The organism is Phytobacter ursingii, from assembly GCF_001022135.1.
Lineage (GTDB): Bacteria > Pseudomonadota > Gammaproteobacteria > Enterobacterales > Enterobacteriaceae > Phytobacter > Phytobacter ursingii.
In genome coordinates, this window is record NZ_CP011602.1 from 3,502,438 (window position 1) to 3,522,278 (window position 19,841).

Annotated in this window: 17 protein-coding genes; 14 read left to right on the plus strand and 3 right to left on the minus strand. The window is 54.1% G+C overall.

The window, feature by feature from the left end:
• Window positions 1–27 precede the first annotated feature (27 nt).
• From AB182_RS20145 to fbpC, 3 genes are all read left to right on the plus strand, one after another.
• Window positions 28–1,170 (plus strand): IS481 family transposase, encoded by a 1,143-nt coding sequence (locus tag AB182_RS20145; protein ID WP_047368912.1) that lies wholly within the window; start codon window positions 28–30, stop codon window positions 1,168–1,170.
• Between the two features lie 112 nt (window positions 1,171–1,282).
• Window positions 1,283–3,361, plus strand: coding sequence for an ABC transporter permease (locus tag AB182_RS20150; protein WP_047371649.1), 2,079 nt, complete (start codon window positions 1,283–1,285; stop codon window positions 3,359–3,361).
• 12 nt (window positions 3,362–3,373) lie between these two features.
• A complete protein-coding gene (gene fbpC / locus AB182_RS20155; protein WP_047371650.1) occupies window positions 3,374–4,420 on the plus strand; it encodes a ferric ABC transporter ATP-binding protein in 1,047 nt (348 codons plus the stop codon).
• 316 nt (window positions 4,421–4,736) lie between these two features.
• Here fbpC and AB182_RS20160 read toward each other — a convergent pair whose 3' ends face one another.
• Both AB182_RS20160 and mmuM read right to left on the minus strand, forming a co-directional pair.
• On the minus strand, window positions 4,737–5,228 hold the full coding sequence (locus AB182_RS20160) for an REP-associated tyrosine transposase (RefSeq protein ID WP_120785410.1): 492 nt from the start codon (window positions 5,226–5,228) through the stop codon (window positions 4,737–4,739).
• A gap of 166 nt (window positions 5,229–5,394) precedes the next feature.
• Window positions 5,395–6,339, minus strand: coding sequence for a homocysteine S-methyltransferase (mmuM, locus tag AB182_RS20165; protein ID WP_047373382.1), 945 nt, complete (start codon window positions 6,337–6,339; stop codon window positions 5,395–5,397).
• Between the two features lie 740 nt (window positions 6,340–7,079).
• Here mmuM and eat point away from each other — a divergent pair.
• From eat to AB182_RS20225, 11 genes are all read left to right on the plus strand, one after another.
• Window positions 7,080–8,459 (plus strand): ethanolamine permease, encoded by a 1,380-nt coding sequence (gene eat / locus AB182_RS20175; RefSeq protein ID WP_047371653.1) that lies wholly within the window; start codon window positions 7,080–7,082, stop codon window positions 8,457–8,459.
• Between the two features lie 9 nt (window positions 8,460–8,468).
• Entirely contained in the window at window positions 8,469–9,857 is a 1,389-nt protein-coding gene (locus AB182_RS20180) for an ethanolamine ammonia-lyase subunit EutB (protein ID WP_047371654.1), read from the plus strand.
• On the plus strand, window positions 9,854–10,624 hold the full coding sequence (gene eutC, locus AB182_RS20185; RefSeq protein WP_047371655.1) for an ethanolamine ammonia-lyase subunit EutC: 771 nt from the start codon (window positions 9,854–9,856) through the stop codon (window positions 10,622–10,624). The genes AB182_RS20180 and eutC overlap by 4 nt, the downstream gene beginning before the upstream one ends.
• A 109-nt stretch (window positions 10,625–10,733) precedes the next feature.
• The gene (locus tag AB182_RS20190; protein ID WP_047371656.1) at window positions 10,734–11,243 is read left to right on the plus strand and encodes a hypothetical protein; all 510 of its coding nucleotides are present in this window, start codon (window positions 10,734–10,736) and stop codon (window positions 11,241–11,243) included.
• A 10-nt stretch (window positions 11,244–11,253) separates the two neighbouring features.
• Window positions 11,254–11,694, plus strand: a complete 441-nt coding sequence (locus AB182_RS20195; RefSeq protein WP_047371657.1) for a DUF421 domain-containing protein — start codon at window positions 11,254–11,256, stop codon at window positions 11,692–11,694.
• 547 nt (window positions 11,695–12,241) lie between these two features.
• The gene (locus tag AB182_RS20200; protein WP_052958891.1) at window positions 12,242–13,270 is read left to right on the plus strand and encodes a phosphotransferase family protein; all 1,029 of its coding nucleotides are present in this window, start codon (window positions 12,242–12,244) and stop codon (window positions 13,268–13,270) included.
• Window positions 13,267–14,538: a phosphopyruvate hydratase gene (gene eno / locus AB182_RS20205; RefSeq protein WP_047371658.1), complete on the plus strand. Its 1,272-nt coding sequence runs from the start codon at window positions 13,267–13,269 to the stop codon at window positions 14,536–14,538. The genes AB182_RS20200 and eno overlap by 4 nt, the downstream gene beginning before the upstream one ends.
• A gap of 131 nt (window positions 14,539–14,669) precedes the next feature.
• Window positions 14,670–15,980: a tricarballylate/proton symporter TcuC gene (gene tcuC / locus AB182_RS20210; protein WP_047371659.1), complete on the plus strand. Its 1,311-nt coding sequence runs from the start codon at window positions 14,670–14,672 to the stop codon at window positions 15,978–15,980.
• Window positions 15,981–16,049: 69 nt separating this feature from the next.
• A complete protein-coding gene (locus AB182_RS20215) occupies window positions 16,050–17,009 on the plus strand; it encodes a D-2-hydroxyacid dehydrogenase (protein ID WP_047371660.1) in 960 nt (319 codons plus the stop codon).
• Between the two features lie 40 nt (window positions 17,010–17,049).
• Complete coding sequence (locus AB182_RS20220; protein WP_047371661.1) at window positions 17,050–17,832, plus strand: 2-keto-4-pentenoate hydratase; 783 nt, start codon at window positions 17,050–17,052, stop codon at window positions 17,830–17,832.
• Between the two features lie 30 nt (window positions 17,833–17,862).
• Window positions 17,863–18,627, plus strand: coding sequence for an HpcH/HpaI aldolase family protein (locus AB182_RS20225; RefSeq protein ID WP_047371662.1), 765 nt, complete (start codon window positions 17,863–17,865; stop codon window positions 18,625–18,627).
• Between the two features lie 74 nt (window positions 18,628–18,701).
• Here AB182_RS20225 and AB182_RS20230 read toward each other — a convergent pair whose 3' ends face one another.
• Window positions 18,702–19,730, minus strand: coding sequence for a LacI family DNA-binding transcriptional regulator (locus AB182_RS20230; protein WP_047371663.1), 1,029 nt, complete (start codon window positions 19,728–19,730; stop codon window positions 18,702–18,704).
• Window positions 19,731–19,841 lie beyond the last annotated feature (111 nt).

Consider the following 19,841-nt stretch of genomic DNA (forward strand, 5'->3'; position numbering starts at 1 on the left):
CATAAGAACCCGTTTATGGAGTCGCTTATGCCCTGGGATGCGAGAGATACCATGTCATTACGTTCTGAGTTTGTACTGTTCGCCTCGCAGGACGGGGCGAACCTCCGGGCACTCTGCCGTCATTTCAACATTTCGCCGTCCACCGGCTACAAGTGGCTTCGCCGCTGGACTGAGGAAGGCGCCGCCGGCCTTGCTGACCGTTCCCGTGCGCCTCTGCATTCGCCCCGGCGAACCGATGACCGTGTGACGGACCTGCTGCGCATGGCCCACTGCGCCCATGAACGCTGGGGCGCCCGTAAGATTAAGCGCTGGCTTGAGGACCGCGGACACGTTCTGCCCGCGTTCAGCACCGTGCACAACCTGATGGCCCGCCACGGTCTGCTGCCGGGAGGCACACCCGGCATTCCTGCCACCGGACGCTTCGAACACACCGCGCCCAACCAGCTCTGGCAGATGGATTTTAAAGGTCACTTTCCTTTTGCCGGTGGCCGCTGCCACCCGCTCACCCTGCTGGATGACCATTCCCGGTTCTCGCTCTGTCTCGCACACTGTCCTGATGAACGGCTCACAACCGTCCGGCAACAGCTGGTGAGGGTGTTTGAACGTTACGGTCTGCCGGCGCGGATGACGATGGATAACGGCGCGCCCTGGGGCGACACCACAGGAAGCTGGACCGCGCTGGAGCTGTGGCTGATGCGCCAGGGTATCCGGGTGGGGCATTCGCGGCCTTACCATCCACAGACGCAGGGCAAGCTGGAACGTTTTCACCGCAGCCTGAAGGCCGAAGTGCTGCAGGGCCGGTGGTTCACGGACGCCAGCCAGTTACAGCAGGTGTTCGACGACTGGCGCGCGGTCTATAACCTGGAGCGTCCACATGAAGCGCTGGACATGGGGGTCCCGGCGTCACGTTATCAGCCGTCATCGCGGCAGTACAGCGGGGCGGTTCAGCCGCCGGACTATGATGAGGGCGTGCAGGTGAGGAAGGTGGATGTGAGCGGGAAGCTGAGCATAAAAGGAGTGAGCCTGAGTGCAGGGAAAGCGTTCAGGGGTGAATATGTGGGCCTGCGTGAAACGGCAGAGGATGGCTGCTATGAGGTGTGGTGGTACAGCACGAAAGTGGGGATGATCGACCTGAAAAAGAGGTCGATCATCATGGGGAAAGGGTGTTAAAAAGTGTTCACCATGTCCCCGAACACCTGTCTACCATGTCTCCGGACCGTACAGTGGGAGAGGGTTGGGGTGAGGGCAAATAGCTTATCTCTCTGGCTTTAACGGAATGCTTATGTCACACACACTCACACTCCATCCCGCCCCAAAGCGGGATGCGATATTCCTTTGGGTTCTGCTCAGCTGGCTGGCCTTCGCGCTGCTGCCAGGCTGGAGCCTGGATTACGGCCTGCTGGAGTCCACGCGCGATGAAATTATCGACGCCTACGGCTGGTCGCACGTTAACGTCAGTTGGTTGTGGTATCTGCTGCCCAGCGTGTTGCTGGTTCGCCCCCTGAGCGAAACCCGGCGTAAGCAGCGCGGCCGCCACTATTTTGACGCGGGCTGGGCATTGCTGTGCATGGCGTTTGTGGCCGTCAGCGCCACCGTTGAAGGACGTGGCCTCGGTTACGCGGTCATTGTGCTGTTTGTCGCCCTTGCCGCCATCATGACGCTGGCCCTCACCCGCCTGGAGTGGCTCGGCGGTGACCGCTTTGTTATCGGCTCGCTGATTGTCATCGTGGCGCTGATCGGGGTCTTCATTGTCTGGCCGAGCATCGCCATCTTTATTCCGATGTTCACCACCGACAGTGGCGAGTTTGCCCCGCTGGCGTTTATGAATGTGCTCGCACAGGCGCACATCATTCAGGTGATCCTGAACTCCATTTGGCTTTCCATTGCTGTGGGCGTCGGCTGTACCTTCTTCGGTCTGGTGCTGGCGATTTATACCACGCGTATTGCCAAACGCAGTGCCATCATCGGCCGCGTATTCTCCATTTTGCCGATCGTCACCCCGCCGTTCGTGGTAGGACTTGGCGTCACCCTGATGATGGGGCGTTCCGGCTACATCACCGAATTAATGGTCGACTGGTTCGGGCTCACTAACACCAACTGGCTGTACGGGTTTACCGGTATCTGGCTGGCACAAGTACTGGCCTTTACGCCTATGGCCTTTATGATCCTCGACGGGGCAATTAAGACCATCCATCCGTCGCTGGAAGAGGCCTCGTACACCCTGCGCGCCAGCCGCTGGCAGACCTTTAACGGGGTGTTCATTCCGTTGCTGAAACCGGCGCTGGCTAACGCGTTTCTGATTGTGGTCGTGCAATCGCTGGCCGACTTTAGTAACCCGCTGGTGCTCGGCGGTAACTTTGACGTGCTGGCCACCCAAATCTACTTCTACATTACCGGTTCACAGCTCGATTATCAGGCCGCCAGTACGCTCGGCGCCTTCCTGCTGCTCTTCTCGCTGCTGGTGTTCTGCGTGCAGTACATGTGGATCGGCAAACGCTCTTACGTCACCGTTTCCGGCAAATCCTATCGCGGCGATGTACAGCCCCTGCCGGTCACCCTGGTGTGGAGTGTAGTGGCACTGCTGGCAGTATGGGTGGCGTTCAACGCCCTGCTCTATGGCAGCATTTTCTACGGCAGCTTCACGGTGAACTGGGGCGTGGATTACACCCTGACGCTGGATAACTTTATCAAGCTGTTTGGTCAGGGCATGAGCGACGGCGCGTGGCCTTCCCTGCTCGACACGCTGCTGTACGCCGGGATTGCCGCCCCGATTACCGCCATTTTCGGCCTGCTGATTGCCTGGATTGTGGTTCGCCAGCAATTCAAAGGGAAAAAAACCATCGAGTTCACCACCATGCTGTGCTTTGCGGTTCCCGGCACCGTGGCGGGCGTTTCGTATATTCTCGCCTTTAACAGCGCCCCGGTGTACATCACCGGTACCGCCGCCATCGTCATTATCTCGATGGTGATGCGTAACGTACCGGTCGGCATTCGTGCCGGGATCGCAGGCTTAGGTCAGATTGATAAATCGCTGGATGAGGCCTCGCTGAGCCTGCGTGCCGGGTCATTGCGTACCATTACGCAGATTTTGCTGCCCCTGCTGCGCCCGGCGATTTTATCCGCGCTGATTTACAGTTTTGTCCGTGCCATCACCACCGTCAGCGCCATTGTCTTTTTGGTGACGCCGGACACGCGTGTGGCGACAGCCTACATTCTGAACCGCGTGGAAGACGGGGAATACGGCGTAGCCATTGCCTATGGCTCAATCCTTATTGTGGTGATGCTCGCCATCATCTTTATTTTCGACTGGCTGATCGGTGAGGCGCGTATCTCCCGTTCCAAAGCTAAAAACCAGGCGTAACGGAGCGCGACCATGACACAAAAACATTTCGTTGAACTGCGCAATGTCACCAAGCGATTTGGTAACAACACGGTTATCGACAACATTAATCTTGCTATCCCGCAGGGTGAGATGGTGACGTTACTCGGGCCGTCAGGCTGTGGCAAAACCACGGTGCTGCGTCTGGTGGCGGGGCTGGAAAAACCGTCTGAGGGGCAAATTTTTATTGATGGCGAGGACGTCACGCATCGTTCCATTCAGCAGCGTGATATTTGCATGGTGTTCCAGTCCTACGCCCTTTTCCCGCACATGTCGCTGGGGGAAAACGTGGGGTATGGTCTTAAGATGCTCGGTGTGTCACGCGCAGAGGTGAAAACGCGGGTGAAAGAAGCGCTGGCGATGGTGGACCTGGAAGGTTTCGAAGACCGCTATGTGGATCAGATTTCCGGTGGGCAGCAACAACGTGTGGCACTGGCGCGTGCGTTGATCCTCAAACCGAAGGTGCTGTTGTTTGATGAGCCGTTGAGTAACCTCGACGCCAACCTGCGTCGCAGCATGCGCGATAAGATTCGCGAACTGCAAAAACAGTTCAACATCACGTCGCTGTATGTCACGCACGATCAGAGCGAGGCCTTTGCCGTCTCCGATACGGTGCTGGTGATGAATAAGGGCCATATTATGCAGATGGGCTCGCCGCAGAATCTGTATCGCCAGCCTGCGTCACGCTTTATGGCAAGTTTTATGGGCGATGCCAACCTGTTCCCGGCCACATTCCATTCGCAATATGTTGATATCTATGGATACCGACTACCTGTACCGACGCATTTTTCGGCCCAGGGCAGCGGTACGGTGGGTGTCCGTCCGGAAGCCATCACACTGGGCGAACAGGGTGATGACAGCCAGCGTTGCGTGATCGTGCACGTGGCATATATGGGCCCGCAGTACGAGGTGATTGTGGAATGGCACGGCCAGCGCATTTTGTTGCAGGTTAACGCCACCCGCCTGCAACCGGATGTTGGAGAGCAGTATTACCTGCAAATCCACCCCTACGGTATGTTCGAACTGGCCGAAACAGCGTGAGTTTCTCCCGGATGCGGCTACGCCTTATCCGGGCTACCGCCGCCACCGTAGCCCCGGTCAGCGTCAGCGCCACCGGAGGATTCCCGGATGCGGCTGCGCCTTATCCGGGCGACCAACCGCACCAGCTGTAGCCCCGGTCAGCGTCAGCGCCACCGGGGATTATCCCGGATGCGGCTTCGCCTTATCCGGGCTACCTCAGCCATTGTAGCCCCGGTAAGCGTCAGCGCCACCGGAGGATTCCCGGATGCGGCTTCGCCTTATCCGGGCTACCTCAGCCATTGTAGCCCCGGTAAGCGTCAGCGCCACCGGGGGTGTTCTAACGGCGTTCACCTGCCGCAATTTCTGTCGTTCCCCCACCCCAATCTTCCGGGTATAACCCACGTCTTACATCTCGATGAAAGGTTGAAAATGGCCAATCCCTTACCTGTTCCACCCAACCATGTTTGACAGGATTGTTGTAAACATAATCAACATGATGGCGGTAATCCACGTCATCGCGAATCGTGTGCTCCCAGAAACGAGGCTGCCAGATACTCCGCTGCTGTAATGTCCGGGTAAATTGCTTTTTGATATCGCGCCATCGCCCCGAATAGTCTGTATCGTCTGCGGGCAATGTCCATACGCAATGAATGTGTTCAGGAAGAACAACCCAGGCATCAATATGAAAGGGCTTTCGCTGCCTGACGGTATTCACCGCCTGGCGCAAAGCCTCAATATGAGTCGTGAGAAGAAAGCTTCTGCGGTTTTTAAGATTCACCGTGAAGAACCAGGTACCGCCGTTCACGTAATATCGCCGATAAGTTACCAAATGCCGCTCCATGTGCCTGAATGCCCCGGGCACTCAACGTAATCCGAAGAACAAGCCCTGGACTGAAAAGCAGCAATGTTATGGAAAGCATCTCGCAAAGTATTTCCCGGATGCGGCTACGCCTTATCCGGGCTACCAACCGCACCAGCCGTAGCCCCGGTAAGCGTCAGCGCCACCGGGGAAGATGCTGCCTGAGTGTGGCAATCTCGTCTGGCGTGGTGCGACAGCACCCGCCAATCAAACGTGCGCCCGCCTCCAGCCACTCGGGTAAATAATCCACCAGCGTCGGGCCGTTGCTCGCATGCCGATGCCAGCTTTTCAACTGCGGATCGTAACGCTCCCCGGAATTGGGATAAACCAGCAGCGGTAATGATGTGAGACTACGCAAATGACGTAGCACTGCCGCAGCCCGCTCGGGCGCAAGACAATTAACGCCCACGGACACCACCTGAGAAGACCCTGCCACCGCTGCCATCACCTCCCGCAGCGGTGTACCGTCACAGAGATGTTCGCTGTCACGTACGCTAAACGAAAACCAGGCGCGCGCCTGCGGCCACGAACGTAACAATGCAATCAACGCGCAGATTTCCGGGAAAGAAGGGAAGGTTTCACATGCCAGCAGATCGACGCCGCTCAGCAACAACGTTTCAATGCGCTGGCGATGAAATGCCTGAAAATCCTCATCGCGGCAGACGTAATCGCCGCGATACTCCGAACCATCGGCAAGATAAGCGCCATAGGGCCCAACTGAACCGGCCACCAGTAGCGTGCCAGCCCCGGGGTTTTCCTGCAGATACATTGCCCGCGCCTGGCAGGCCAGTTGTACACTTTTCGCAATCAGTTCCGTGGCCTGTGTCTGGTTGAGATTACGGGCGGCAAAACCAGCGGGCGTCGCCTGATAGCTGGCCGTGGTGGCAATCTGCGCCCCGGCGCGAAAATAGTCGAGATGCACCTGACGAATGACATCCGGTGCTTCCAGTAACACCTTTGCTGACCATAAAGAATCGGCCAAATTGCAGCCATGCGCCTCCAACTCGGTAGCCATTGCGCCATCTAACAGGACGAACGACTGGCTGGAGAGGAGCGCAGCCAGCGGATGGTTGCGGGACAAGTCATCTTTCTGAAAATTAACCGTCATCATGATCCTACGGATGATTGGCGACCACACGCAACCGCGCTCGTCTGCTGCTCAGCCGTGGGTTAGTCGTAAAAATAACATAGAGAATCGGTCGCCAGGCCATATGCCCCTCCTTAGTTAAATATAATCCTGGATTTGCCTGAAATTTTTTCTCTCAAACTAAAGTGCGAAACAATTCAGGTCAACTCATTCTCAATGATTAAATTTAACATCAGGTAATTGCCTGAAAACATTGTGATGCAGCCGACAAAACAATGTCATAAGGCAATAAAATCCAAAATGTAAAAAGTATGTGAAATAAAAACAGTAAATATCGCCATTAATAAATAATAGTAAAGCGCTCCAGCGATAAAAAGGGTGTAAGAATTTTCGGATTTATTAATCAGCGGTTCCCTATAATATTTTGTTTTTTCCTGACATATAAAAAATTCACCCCCTTCTGCCTGCGGAAATTTCACTCAAGGCATTATTTTTACGCTTCACTTTCAGCGAGTTCGCCCCGCGATACACAAAGAAAGCGTTTACTGTCCGCTAAATTTCACCATTGCGGGGCAGCATGCACCAGAATTACCCGTCAGGCGCGACATCTGTGCCGCAATTTTTTCACATCACGCCACAAAACATAAATAACTAACTGAATAAATTGATTTTTTAAGTTTGGCACTGCCTTTGCTACTGCCCATGTACTGTGTTTAATGGCGAGGCAGTAAATGATGACCACAGAATCAACCACATTAAAAAGAACACTCGGCAGCTTCCGCTTATGGGGCATCGCCGTCGGCCTGGTCATATCAGGCGAATATTTTGGCTGGAGTTATGGCTGGTCCCAGGCCGGAACGATGGGATTTTTGATTGTCGCGCTGGCGATTGCCGCAATGTATTGCGCGTTCATATTCAGTTTTACTGAGCTGACAACGGCGATTCCACATGCAGGCGGGCCCTTTGCTTATGCTTATCGTGCCTTCGGCCCCACAGGCGGATTTATTGCCGGTTTTGCAACGCTCATAGAATTTGTGTTTGCCCCACCGGCTATTGCAATGGCCATCGGTGCTTACCTCAACGTGCAATTTCCATCGCTCGATCCAAAATGGATCGCCTGCGGCGCCTATATCATTTTTATGGCGTTGAATATTCTCGGTGTCGGTATTGCCGCTACGTTTGAATTGATCGTCACACTGCTGGCGATATTTGAACTGCTGGTCTTTATGGGAGTCGTTGCACCGGGCTTCTCCTGGGACAACTTCACAGCTAACGGCTGGGCAGGCGCAGAAAGCTTTAGTGCCCCGGCATTGTCGGGTATGTTTGCCGCCATCCCGTTTGCTATCTGGTTCTTCCTGGCGATTGAAGGCGCATCTATGGCGGCCGAAGAAGCCAAAGATCCGCAACGCACCATTCCTCGCGCGCTGGGCGGCGGCATCCTGACGCTGACCGTCCTGGCCGTTGGCGTGATGATATTTGCCGGCGGCGTGGGTGACTGGCGTACCCTGTCGAACATTAATGACCCCTTACCGCAGGCGATGAAAGCCGTGGTGGGTAACAGTAGCGGCTGGCTGCACATGCTGGTCTGGCTGGGGCTGTTTGGCCTGGTGGCTTCCTTCCACGGCATTATCATGGGTTACTCCCGTCAGATTTACTCACTGGCGCGTGCGGGCTATCTACCAGCAAGCCTGGCAAACCTGAATCGCAAAACGCGCACCCCGCATCTGGCGATTCTGGCTGGTGGTGTGGTGGGTATCGCGGCCATTTTCTCCGATTCGCTTGTCACCATTAGCGGTATGCCGCTGACCGCCTGCATTGTGACGATGTCAGTTTTCGGCGCTATTGTTATGTATATCATCTCAATGGCCGCGCTGTTCAAACTGCGCCGCAGCGAGCCGAACCTGGTGCGTCCGTTTAAAGCGCCCCTGTTCCCGATTGCACCCGCGTTTGCACTGGGCATGGCGATACTCTGCCTGGTCGCGATGGTCTGGTACAACACCCTGCTGGCGCTCATTTTCGCGCTGATGATGCTGGGGGGTTACATGTGGTTCCGTAAAACAGCGCCAGCCCGTCAGCGTGCGGCGATGGATCCGCAACTGCGTGCGCTCTCCTGAGGAGGCGAAATGTATAAAACGACCCTGGCGCACCGGACATACCGGTTCGCCAGTCTAAAAGAACTCATGGCAAAAGCATCCCCGGCCCGCTCCGGGGATGTGCTGGCGGGCGTCGCGGCAGATTCAGCGGAAGAGCGCATGGCGGCGAAAATGGCCCTTGCCGACGTCCCGCTGAGTGACCTTCTGGACAATCCGCTCATTCCTTACGAAAGCGATGAAGTCACCCGTCTGATCATTGATACCCACAATGCCGATGCCTTTTCGCTGATTCGCCACCTGACCGTCGGTGACTTTCGTGACTGGTTGCTGGCTGATACCACCGATGCCGCCACGCTGACGCATATTGCTCCTGCCATCACGCCGGAAATGGCGGCCGCAGTAAGCAAGCTGATGCGTAACCAGGATTTGATTCTGGTGGCCAGCAAATGCAGCGTGATTACCCGTTTTCGTAACACTATCGGCCTGCCCGGTCATCTGAGCGTGCGCCTGCAACCGAATCATCCTACTGATGATTTAAAAGGGATTGCCGCCAGCATGCTCGATGGCCTGCTCTACGGTGCAGGTGATGCGGTAGTCGGCATTAACCCGGCCAGCGACAGTCTGCCGGTTCTTGAACGGCTCAATCATATGATGGATGACATCATCAGCCGTTTTGCCATCCCCACCCAATCCTGTGTGCTGACTCACGTCACTAATACATTGCAACTGATTGAACGTGGCGCGCCGGTGGACCTGGTTTTTCAGTCGGTGGCGGGAACCGAAGCCGCCAACAGCGGTTTTGGTATCAATTTGTCGATGCTCAAAGAGGCGCAGGACGCAGCCCTGAGCCTCAAGCGCGGCACGCTCGGCAACAACGTGATGTATTTTGAAACGGGCCAGGGGAGCTGCCTGTCAGCGAATGCGCATCACGGCGTTGACCAGCAAACCTGTGAAGCACGGGCCTATGCCGTGGCGCGCCACTTCAACCCGTTACTGGTCAATACCGTGGTCGGATTTATCGGGCCGGAGTATCTCTATGACGGCAAGCAGATCATTCGTGCCGGTTTAGAAGATCACTTCTGCGGCAAGTTGATGGGGCTGCCCATTGGATGCGACGTCTGCTACACCAACCACGCCGAAGCTGACCAGGATGATATGGACACCTTGCTGACGCTGCTGTGTAACGCCGGGCTAACCTTCCTGATTGGCGTACCGGGCGCGGATGACATTATGCTGAATTATCAGAGCACCTCATTCCACGACGCCCTTTACGCCCGCCGTTTGCTGGGACTTAAGCATGCGCCGGAGTTCGCCGACTGGCTCACCCGTATGCAGATTATCGATACCCACGGGCAGTTGCGTTTAACCGGGGCGAACCACCCGCTGCTGACCGCATTACCACAAGGAGTGAGCGCATGAATCCACCGGATGCCTGGACATTGCTGCGCGAATTTACCGATGCCCGCATCGCGCTTGGACGTAGCGGCGCCAGTCTGCCCACGCGCGAAGTGCTGAACTTTGGCCTGGCCCATGCGCAGGCCCGAGATGCCATTCACCAGCCGTTCGACAGTGAAAACCTGGCGGCACAATTACACGCACTGGGGCTGCAAACGCTCAAGGCACACAGTGCGGCGACAGACAGACACATCTATCTGAATCGACCTGATTTAGGGCGCATGCTCAGCGAAGAGAGCCGTGATGCGTTAAAAGCGAGCCGGACACCCGCACACGACCTGCTGCTGGTGATTGGCGATGGACTCTCTTCGCATGCGGTGCAGCGTCAGTCTGTCGGGTTGATTAAAGCGCTGCTGCCGTATCTGGAAACATTGGGTATTTCACTCGCCCCGGTGGTGCTGGCGCATCAGTCACGGGTTGCGCTGGGGGATGACATTGGCGAAACGCTCAACAGCAAAGCGGTCGCGATCCTGATTGGCGAACGTCCTGGTCTCTCCTCCCCGGACAGCCTTGGCGTCTATTTAACATGGAAACCCGAGCGCAAGCGGCTGGAGTCGGAGCGCAACTGCATTTCAAACATCCGCCCTGAGGGGCTGAATTACGACGCCGCCGCCTTTAAGCTCGCCTGGCTGCTGGAACAGGCGTTCCTGCGCCGACTTACAGGTGTGAAGTTAAAAGATGAAAGCGATAACCCTGCCCTGCATGGACGCGTAACACCACGCATTCGCTAGCCCGCCTTCTGCGCGCTTTATCGCCCTGGATAAAGCGCGAAGCGTAACGAAAATTTTGTTCCATACTCTCTTAACCCTGTGTGCATTCTGCGTTTGTGGAGACTCCAAGGTGAAAGAGACCGCACCTGATCCCCGTCATCATCCTGTGAGAGAGAACCCGCGCTGGCTGAGATTCGAATCCCGGATACAGCAATATGGCGCTTATTTGCTTTTTTTGATTGTCATCAGCGCCCTTGCGGGCCTGTTTTCCCATGGTTTTTTAAGCGACAGGACGCAGGAAACCGGCGATAAACAACTGCTGATTCATTACGAGCGATTCGGACGTTTACAAAGCGATATGGCGCTGGCCATTACCGTCAGAGCGCCAAAGCATGAGCAGCTCGTCATTACGCTGGGTGGCGATTTTATGCAGCAGTATGAGATACGTACCCTACAGCCGCAGCCTGACCAGGTCTCCAGCCGAAACGGGATACTGCGTCTGGAATATTCCCACGCGCATCCGGGAGAAGACTTCGATCTCTGGCTGGGGCTGACCCCGCAGCTTCCGGGCCGCGCAACGTCGCAAATTGGTGTGGAAGGCGTATCCAGCACCGGCATCTGGCAATTTATCTATCCCTGAGGGCGAGACAATGGAAATGGTATTGCGGGCAATCGCCATCTATCTGGTGTTAATGGTGGTCTTTAAAATCGCCGGACGCCGGGCGCTATTACAAATGACCTCTTTTGATCTTATCCTGCTGCTGATCATCAGCGAGGCCACACAACAGGCGCTGCTGGGAAATGATTTTTCCGTCACTGGCGCTGCGCTCACTATCATCACCCTGGTGACGGTAGACATCCTGTTCGGCTATATCAAAAAATATATCAATAACGCCGAAGACCTGATCGACGGTGCCCCGGTTATTCTGGTGGAACATGGTCAGATGTTACACGGTAAAATGAAGGAGGCTGATATTACCTATGATGACATCATGGTCTCCGCACGCAATAATCAGGGCATTGATAAGCTTGATGATATTAAATACGCTATTCTTGAACGCAATGGCCATATCTCGATTATTGCGAAGTAGCCCTACAACCTGCTCTGCACTGCGGCTCTCCGCCTTTATGCCGCAGTCAGTTTCCTGATGGTCCCTTTCATTATCATTATCTCCCCCCACAAACATAGCTTTTAAAAAAATAAAAGTAATTCCTTATATAGCTGAGACTGTTAAAACCCTGTCCACATGCTCCCGCTCAGGTACCGATATTCAGGATGCGAAACGGCGTAAAAACCTTATTTCTGATAATTACGATCAAGATCACACTCACAAAAAGACAAACAAAACAGTAAGTTGCATTCGTTAAAAAATAAATGAGAGACGCATCAACATAATTACCTCGTCGGTTGATTGACTCTTATGCACACGTGTGCATAAATAAATGCATTATGATTGAAAATGCTAAATTCAGGACGACCTGCATTTATCCAGGCATATTTTATTCGCCATGACAGGTAGCCTTTAGCGGTAAAGAAGCAGCGCCAGACGCGTTACGGTTACTTTCGCCAAAAAGAATGTTTTCCTGTTTTTTACGCGTCAGAAACAGTTACGTAAACACATCAATCATGGGTGATGCATGGACACGTGTTTCAAAGATCTTTCTATCAATCAGGATGCAATACGCGATGTGTTGCAAACAATGGGGCTCCTCAATGCTGAGGATGCCCTGCGCGTCAGCCCACTTACGGGCGGCGTTTCCTCCAATATTTTGAAAATTAACGCCGGGGAACGGCAGTTTTGCCTGAAACAGGCGCTGCCGAAATTGAAAGTGGCCAAAGAATGGCATGCACCGCTTGAACGCGTATTTGCCGAAATAGACTGGATGCAAACCGTCGCGGGCATTGCACCGCACTCCGTTCCACATATAACAGGCATCGACCGTACCACCCTCTGTTTTGCGATGGATTATCTGCCTGCTGAACAATTTCATAACTGGAAATCACAGTTATTAAACGGGCAAATAGATATCGGTTTTGCCGCGCAACTGGGCAATGTATTAGGCGAAATTCATCAGAAAACCGCGAAAAACGAAACACTGGCAAAAACATTCGCCTATGACGATAACTTCTTTTCACTGCGTCTGGATCCCTATCTTGGGGAAATAGCTCGCGTTCACCCGAAATATGCTGACGTTATTTTGACGGTATTACACAGAACACAATCCACCCGACTGGCTTTGGTTCACGGTGACATCAGCCCGAAAAATATCTTACGCGGTCCCGCAGGCCCGGTCATTCTTGACGCGGAATGTGCATGGTATGGCGACCCGGCATTTGATTTAGCTTTTTGCTTAAATCACTTCTTGCTGAAAACCGTTATTGCCGGGTCTCAGGAGGCGCAGCAAAAACTCATGCTCGCCTTTGATGCAATGTACCAACGTTATTTTGACCACATCACCTGGGAACCTGTCGGGGAATATGAAACCCGTGTCGCAGCGCTACTGCCCTGTTTAATTCTGGCCCGCGTCGACGGCAAATCACCGGCGGAATATATACAGGATCAGAACGCGCATAACGTACGTCGCATAAGTTGCGCATTACTGGAACGTCAATTCAGGCAATTAAAAGACATTACCTCATTCTGGAGGAAGGAGAACGGGTTATGAGTCGCATTAAAAATGTGATAGGTCGTCGTGTATGGGATTCCCGCGGCTGGCCGACAGTTGAGGTTGAAGTTCATCTGGAAAATGGTCTGTTCGGTCGCGGTATGGCTCCCGCGGGGGCCTCTTGCGGGATGCACGAAGCGGTGGAACTGCGCGATGGCGGCAGCGTCCTTTCCGGCAAAGATGTGCAGAAAGCGCTGCATAACATTCAACATGAAATTGCCCCGGCGCTTATCGGTACGGATATCAACGATCAGAAACTGATCGACAGCATTCTGATTGAACTGGACGGCACGGGCACCTTCTCCCGCCTGGGGGGAAACGCCTCGGTCGCCTGTTCCATGGCGGCAATCTATGCCGCCGCAAACAATGCCCATCTGCCGCTGTGGAAATATCTGGCAGGCGAGCAGAAAGTGGCGATGCCGCTGCCGCAAATTCAGATTTTCGGCGGCGGCGCCCACGCCGGGCGTCGTATTGATATCCAGGATTTGATGGTTATCGCCAACGGGGCGAAATCCTTTGAAGAAGCGCTGGTGATGACCGCTGAGGTGTATCACAGCGCGGGCCGTATCATGAAACAACGGGGTCATTTAAGCGGCGTGGCGGATGAAGGCGGCTGGTGGCCAGAGTTCAACAGCAATGAGCAGGCGTTGGACACTCTGGTGAAAGCGATTGAAGGCGCGGGCTATATACCGGGTCAGGATGTCTCTATCGCGCTGGATATCGCCTCGTCTGAATTTGGTAAACAGGGTCGCTACCGACTGGCGCTGGAATCTTCGGAATATGACTCCGATGGCATGTGCGAATTATTGCTCGGCTGGCTGGATCGTTATCCGATCCGCTCTATTGAAGATCCGCTGGCAGAAGATGATGAAAAAGGGCTTATCGCCTTTACGAAAGCCGCAGGTTCTCGCGTACAAATTGTCGGCGATGATTATTTCGTGACAAATGGCGAGCGCGTAAAAGCGGCAGCAGAAATGGGCGCCTGTAACGCCGTGTTATTAAAAGCCAACCAGGCTGGCACTATTACCCAATTGCGTAATGCTTTTGCCGAAGCACAAAAAGCAGGATATGGATCAATTGTCTCCGCGCGCTCAGGTGAAACTGAAGATAATATTATTGTCCACCTCGCATTAGGTTTAAATGCGGGGCAATTAAAAGTGGGCTCAATGACCCGCTCAGAGCGAACCTCAAAATGGAATGAAGCTATTCGACTGGAAGACACGCATGCTCTGGGATTTTTCGGCATAGCCGCATTAGATCATAAATAATTTTTTAATTTTATTCCGATTAGCTGAACAGGCGTTATCTCCGGGCCCTACGCATTGACCTGAATTTTCGATGTCTGTTCTGGTTGTATGAGTTTTTCCAAATTGTCGATATATAATTTCAGGAGATTCAAATGACCGATTACAGCGGCGAGGCTTTGCCTGCAGCCAGAAAGAAAATGCAGATTAAGCCCATTGTTCAGGTGGGTGCCGGGAACGCTCTCGAAATATACGATTTTATGGTCTACGGCTATTATGCGCGTTATATTTCGCAGGCTTACTTTCCGTCAGATAATGAATATGTGTCATTAATGCTCACGCTGATGACATTCGCGTTAGGTTTCTTCGCCCGTCCGTTTGGAGCCATTATTCTCGGGGCTTACACCGATCGTCACGGTCGTCGGAAAGGGTTAATTATGGCCCTGACCCTGATGTCGATCGGTATTTTGTGCGTCGCCATGACGCCGACCTATGCCTCAATCGGCATAGCCGCACCGATCATCGTCATTCTCGGTCGCTTGCTACAAGGTTTCTCAGCGGGGGCGGAACTGGGTGGCGTTGTTGTCTATCTGGCAGAAATATCGCCACCGAATCGCCGGGCATTCTATACCTGCTGGCAGGTGGGTTCGCAGCAGTTTGCGGTCATGGCTGCGTCTATTATCGGCCTGGTACTGCTGTACAATATGTCCACCGAAGATCTCCACGACTGGGGCTGGCGCGTTCCGTTATTGATTGGCTGCGCGGTAATCCCGCTGATGTTCTGGCTGCGTTCTAACCTGCAAGAAACCGACGTTTTCGCGAAGAAGAAAACCACACCGACCGTTAAAGAGATTTGCGCCAGTCTGGTCACCGGATGGCGAACCATTGTGGTCTGCATGGGGATGGTAGCGATGGCAACCGTCACCGCGCAAACGGTCACCACCTATGCTCCCACCTTTATTAAAAGCCTGAATCTGGGTGAAAACGTTGGCTTTATCACGCTGTTCTTTGTGGGCCTGTCAATCCTGTTCTGGCTGCCGATCACGGCGATGATCGCTGACCGGGTCAACAGAAAAACCATGCTGATTGTGGTGACGCTGACCGGTGCGCTCACCGCATGGCCGATGCTCTCGTGGCTGGCGGCTGACCCGACGGTGTTGAAATTCGTCGTCTTTGAGCTCTGGTTCTCGTTCATGTATGCCTGCTACAGCTCCGTACAGGTTGCCGCGATGGTTGAACTGGTACCGGCACATGCGCGTACGGCGGGTTATTCTTTTGCTCAGGCGGTGGCCGCCGCCGTACTGGGTGGCCTGACGCCGGCAATTTGTACCTGGCTTAACCACACCTTTAACAGTAATGCGATGGTGGGCGTCTGGCTTGGATTTAACGCTGTATTAAGTTTGTTGGCGGTATTAACCCTCGACCATAAACAAACAGCCATTAATCAGACCAAAGAATTACATTAATTGCTGACCAAACAGCAGTACATCGATTAAGTTGGTGTACTGCTGAAAATAAACTGGAAAAGGTAATGTATGAAAATTGTTATTTTAGATGGTGGCGTACTTAATCCTGGCGATTTGTCGTGGGATGCGCTTTCGCAACTGGGTGAAATATCCGTTTATGACAATTCGGCTGCGGAAGAAGTGGTTAAACGAATCGGCGATGCGGAAATTGCAATTATCAACAAAGTTGTTTTAGGCGAAAAGGAATTCAGCCAGTGTCCGAACCTGAAATTTATCGGCGTTACGGCGACCGGTTATAACGTTATTGACCTCGCAGCGGCAAAAAACCACGGCGTGACGGTATCCAATGTCCCGACGTACGGAACCTCTACCGTCGCGCAATTTACGACCGCGTTGATGCTGGAACTCTGCAACCAGGTTGGTCTGCACAACAATGATGTCCACGCCGGCGGCTGGGGTAAAAAACCAGACTTCTGCTACTGGCTGAAACCGATGCTCGAAGTGACAGGCAAAAACGTGGGCATTATCGGCTATGGCCGCATTGGTCAGGCGTTCGGCGCCGTGGCACAGGCGTTGGGTATGAATGTACTGGCTTATGACGAATACCGGAACACAGCGCTGGAAAACGACCGCGTCCGCTATGTCGACCTCGATACCCTTTACGCCGAAGCCGATGTTATCAGCCTGCACTGCTTACTGACGCCCAAAACACAGGGCATGATCAACGCAGAATCCCTGCGCAAAATGAAGAAATCCGCCCTGCTGCTTAACGCCTCACGCGGCGATCTGGTTAACGAAGCGGACCTTGCCGACGCGCTCAATAACGGCGTGATTGCCGGTGCCGCCGTCGACGTTCTCTCCAAAGAACCGCCGGTGCCTGAGAACCCAATGCTGACCGCGAAGAATTGCATTATTACCCCACACATTGCCTGGGCCTCAGTGGAAGCGCGCGGGCGTATTCTGGCGACCACCGTTGATAACGTAAAAGCCTTTCTGGCCGGACAACCGCAGAACCGCGTGGGTGACTGACAACCCCACATAAACCAAAGCGATAATTAGAGAAAGAACAATGGAAAATAACATTATCAAGGCAGCGGATTTGCTGCGCCAGGCCTGGGATAACAACGAAGCGGGCGACCCTATTCGCGACCTTGTCGACAGTGAAAATCTGACGACAGCCTACATGATTCAGGACTACAACGATAAAATCTGGCAGGCGCAGGGTCGCCGCCGGGTCGGACGTAAACTGGGCTTAACCAACAAAGCCGTGCAGAAGCAGTTCGGCATTTCAGACCCGTGTTACGGCAACATTTACGCCGACATGGTGCTGATCGACGGCGCGGAAATCACTAAACCGGTCGTCAGCGATCTGCGCGTAGAAACCGAGATTGCCGTCGTCCTGAAAAAAGACCTGACGCAAACCGAGCACACCATTCTCGACATCATCAACGCCGTGGATTACATCCTGCCAGCGTTTGAGATTTGCGACAGCCGTGTCATTGGGTGGAACGTGAAGTCCTGTGACTTCGTCGCAGATAACGCCGCCGCGTGCCTGGTAGTTCTTGGCACCAAACCGGTGTACCTCTCCGACTGCGATATCGCACGCAGCGAAATGGTCACTAAACGCGCAGGAGAAGTGGTCTCACAAGGCAAAGCGACGGCCATTCTCGGCCATCCTCTGCATGCGCTGAAATGGCTGGCTGATGACCTGGTGCGCATGGGTAAGCCGCTGCGCGCCGGCGAGTTTGTTATCACTGGCGCTATCGGTCCGGCGGTGTCCGCCAAACCGGGTGATGCCTTTGATGCGGAAATTACCGGAGTGGGCCTTATCAGCACCCGCTTTGCCGAATAAGGGATCCCCGCAGGCTTAAAGGAGGCCGTGATGGAACTGCAGAAAAATCATTTCAAGCATGCCATTAAAAATAACACCGTACAGTTGGGCCTCTGGACCCAGTTGGGCAGCTATATCGCCGCTGAGATCCTCTCCGACTGTGGTTATGACTTTATCGGACTCGATGCGGAACATGGCCCGAGTGAATACATCGAAATTTACACGCAGTTGCAGGCCTGCGCGGCTGGCGGACCCACTCAACCCATCGTACGCATTCCCAACCACGATATTTCGTTGATTAAGCGTTATCTGGATGCGGGGGTAAATACCCTGATGGTGCCCCAGGTAGATACCGTCGAGCAGGCAAAAGCGCTGGTCTCCGCAGTACGCTATCCGCCTCACGGCGTGCGCGGCTACTGTGGCGCACCGCGCGCGTCCGGCTTTGGTCGGATTAAAAACTACGCCACCACCTGCGAGGAAGAAATTTGTCTTATCGTGATGCCGGAAACCACCCTGGCGCTGGAAAATATTGAGGCAATGGCGGCGATTGACGGCGTTGACGCCTTCTTTATCGGCCCCGGCGATCTTGCTGCCAGCCTCGGTTATATTGGTCAGCCGATGCACCCGGACGTCATTAACGTGATTGAAGATACCGGCAGGCGCATCAAAGCGGCCGGGAAAGCCGTCGGCATTCTGTGTACGGATGAAGCACAAACCCGCCGTTATATCGAGCTTGGCTTTCAGATGATCGCCATTGGTTCTGACCAGGGGCTATTGACCAAAGGCGCGGAGCTGTTGCTGGCGACATTCAGATAGTTTCCCGAAGCACTTGTAGTAACCTGGGTTTTTCTTTTCCGGATGCGCGCAACAGCCCCATCCGGTTTTTTCTTTTAGCGACGGGCGATCAACGCTTTTGTGGAGTCGCCAGCCACCAGCAATGGGGTAAAAATCTGGCTCTCGGTAGAGGCATAAAAGGCCTCCGGGGTGAGCGTCTGATCCTGGTTCATCAGGCGCTCAATAATGGCAACACAGGCATCAGCAATCTGTTTTTCCGGCAGCGAAATATAAGTCAGTTTCATCTCCAGTAAACTGCTCCAGGAGACATCGCCATAGGCCACCAGCGAAAGATCGTCGGGGATGCGGATATTTTTCTCTTTCGCGGCCAGCAAGATGCTCATGGCGTAACGTGGACTGCCGAGCACCAGGGCGGTAGGCGGCATGTCAGCGGCCATGATGCGCCTGAAAGCGTCACCGCCAAACCCGGCCTGCGGTGGGCCGACATGGATAAGCGCCTGCAGCGCCGCTTGTTCTGTCGGCGTGAAGCATTGCAAAAAGCCCTGTAAACGCTCGTAGCCGGTGCTCAGCTCTTCGGAGGAGCCAATATAGCCGATACGCTGGTGGCCAAGTTCACGCAAGTGTTTTACCGCCAGCGAAATGCCGTGGCGATCGTCAATCGCGATAACTGGCGCCTGCAGGCTGCGGTGTTTACGCAGCAACTGGACGGCATTCGTGCGGGTAATCAGCTCTTGCGTTTCCGGGAGCGGGTTGGCTGTCGGCGCGAAAATAATGCCGTCCACGCGGGCAGTCATCAAACGCAACAGCGCGGTATGCTCCATCTCCGGCTTGTCGCTGGTAATGCCCAGCATCATCTGCCAGGAGCGTTCAGCGGCCACGTGCGCAATGGCATTCGTGACGGTAATAAAAAAATCGTTCTGAATATCCGGGATCACCAGACCAAATGCGCCAGTACTGGCATTACGCAACGCGCGCGCGGCGCTATTGGGAATATAACCATATTCTCGCGCAGCCCGTAACACGCTCTCTTTTGTGGCCTGGCTAATGGCGGGATGATCGTTTAATGCCCGTGATACCGTGGTATGAGATAGGCCTAATATTGCAGCCAATTTTTTTATTGTCACTGCGTCACCTTAATGTCGTCCTGGCTCGGGTTTCCCGTCATCAATTCAGAAAGCCGGGGATTAAATTATAATCCCTACAGTTTTTCGCTGTGAAAATGCACCAATGATATT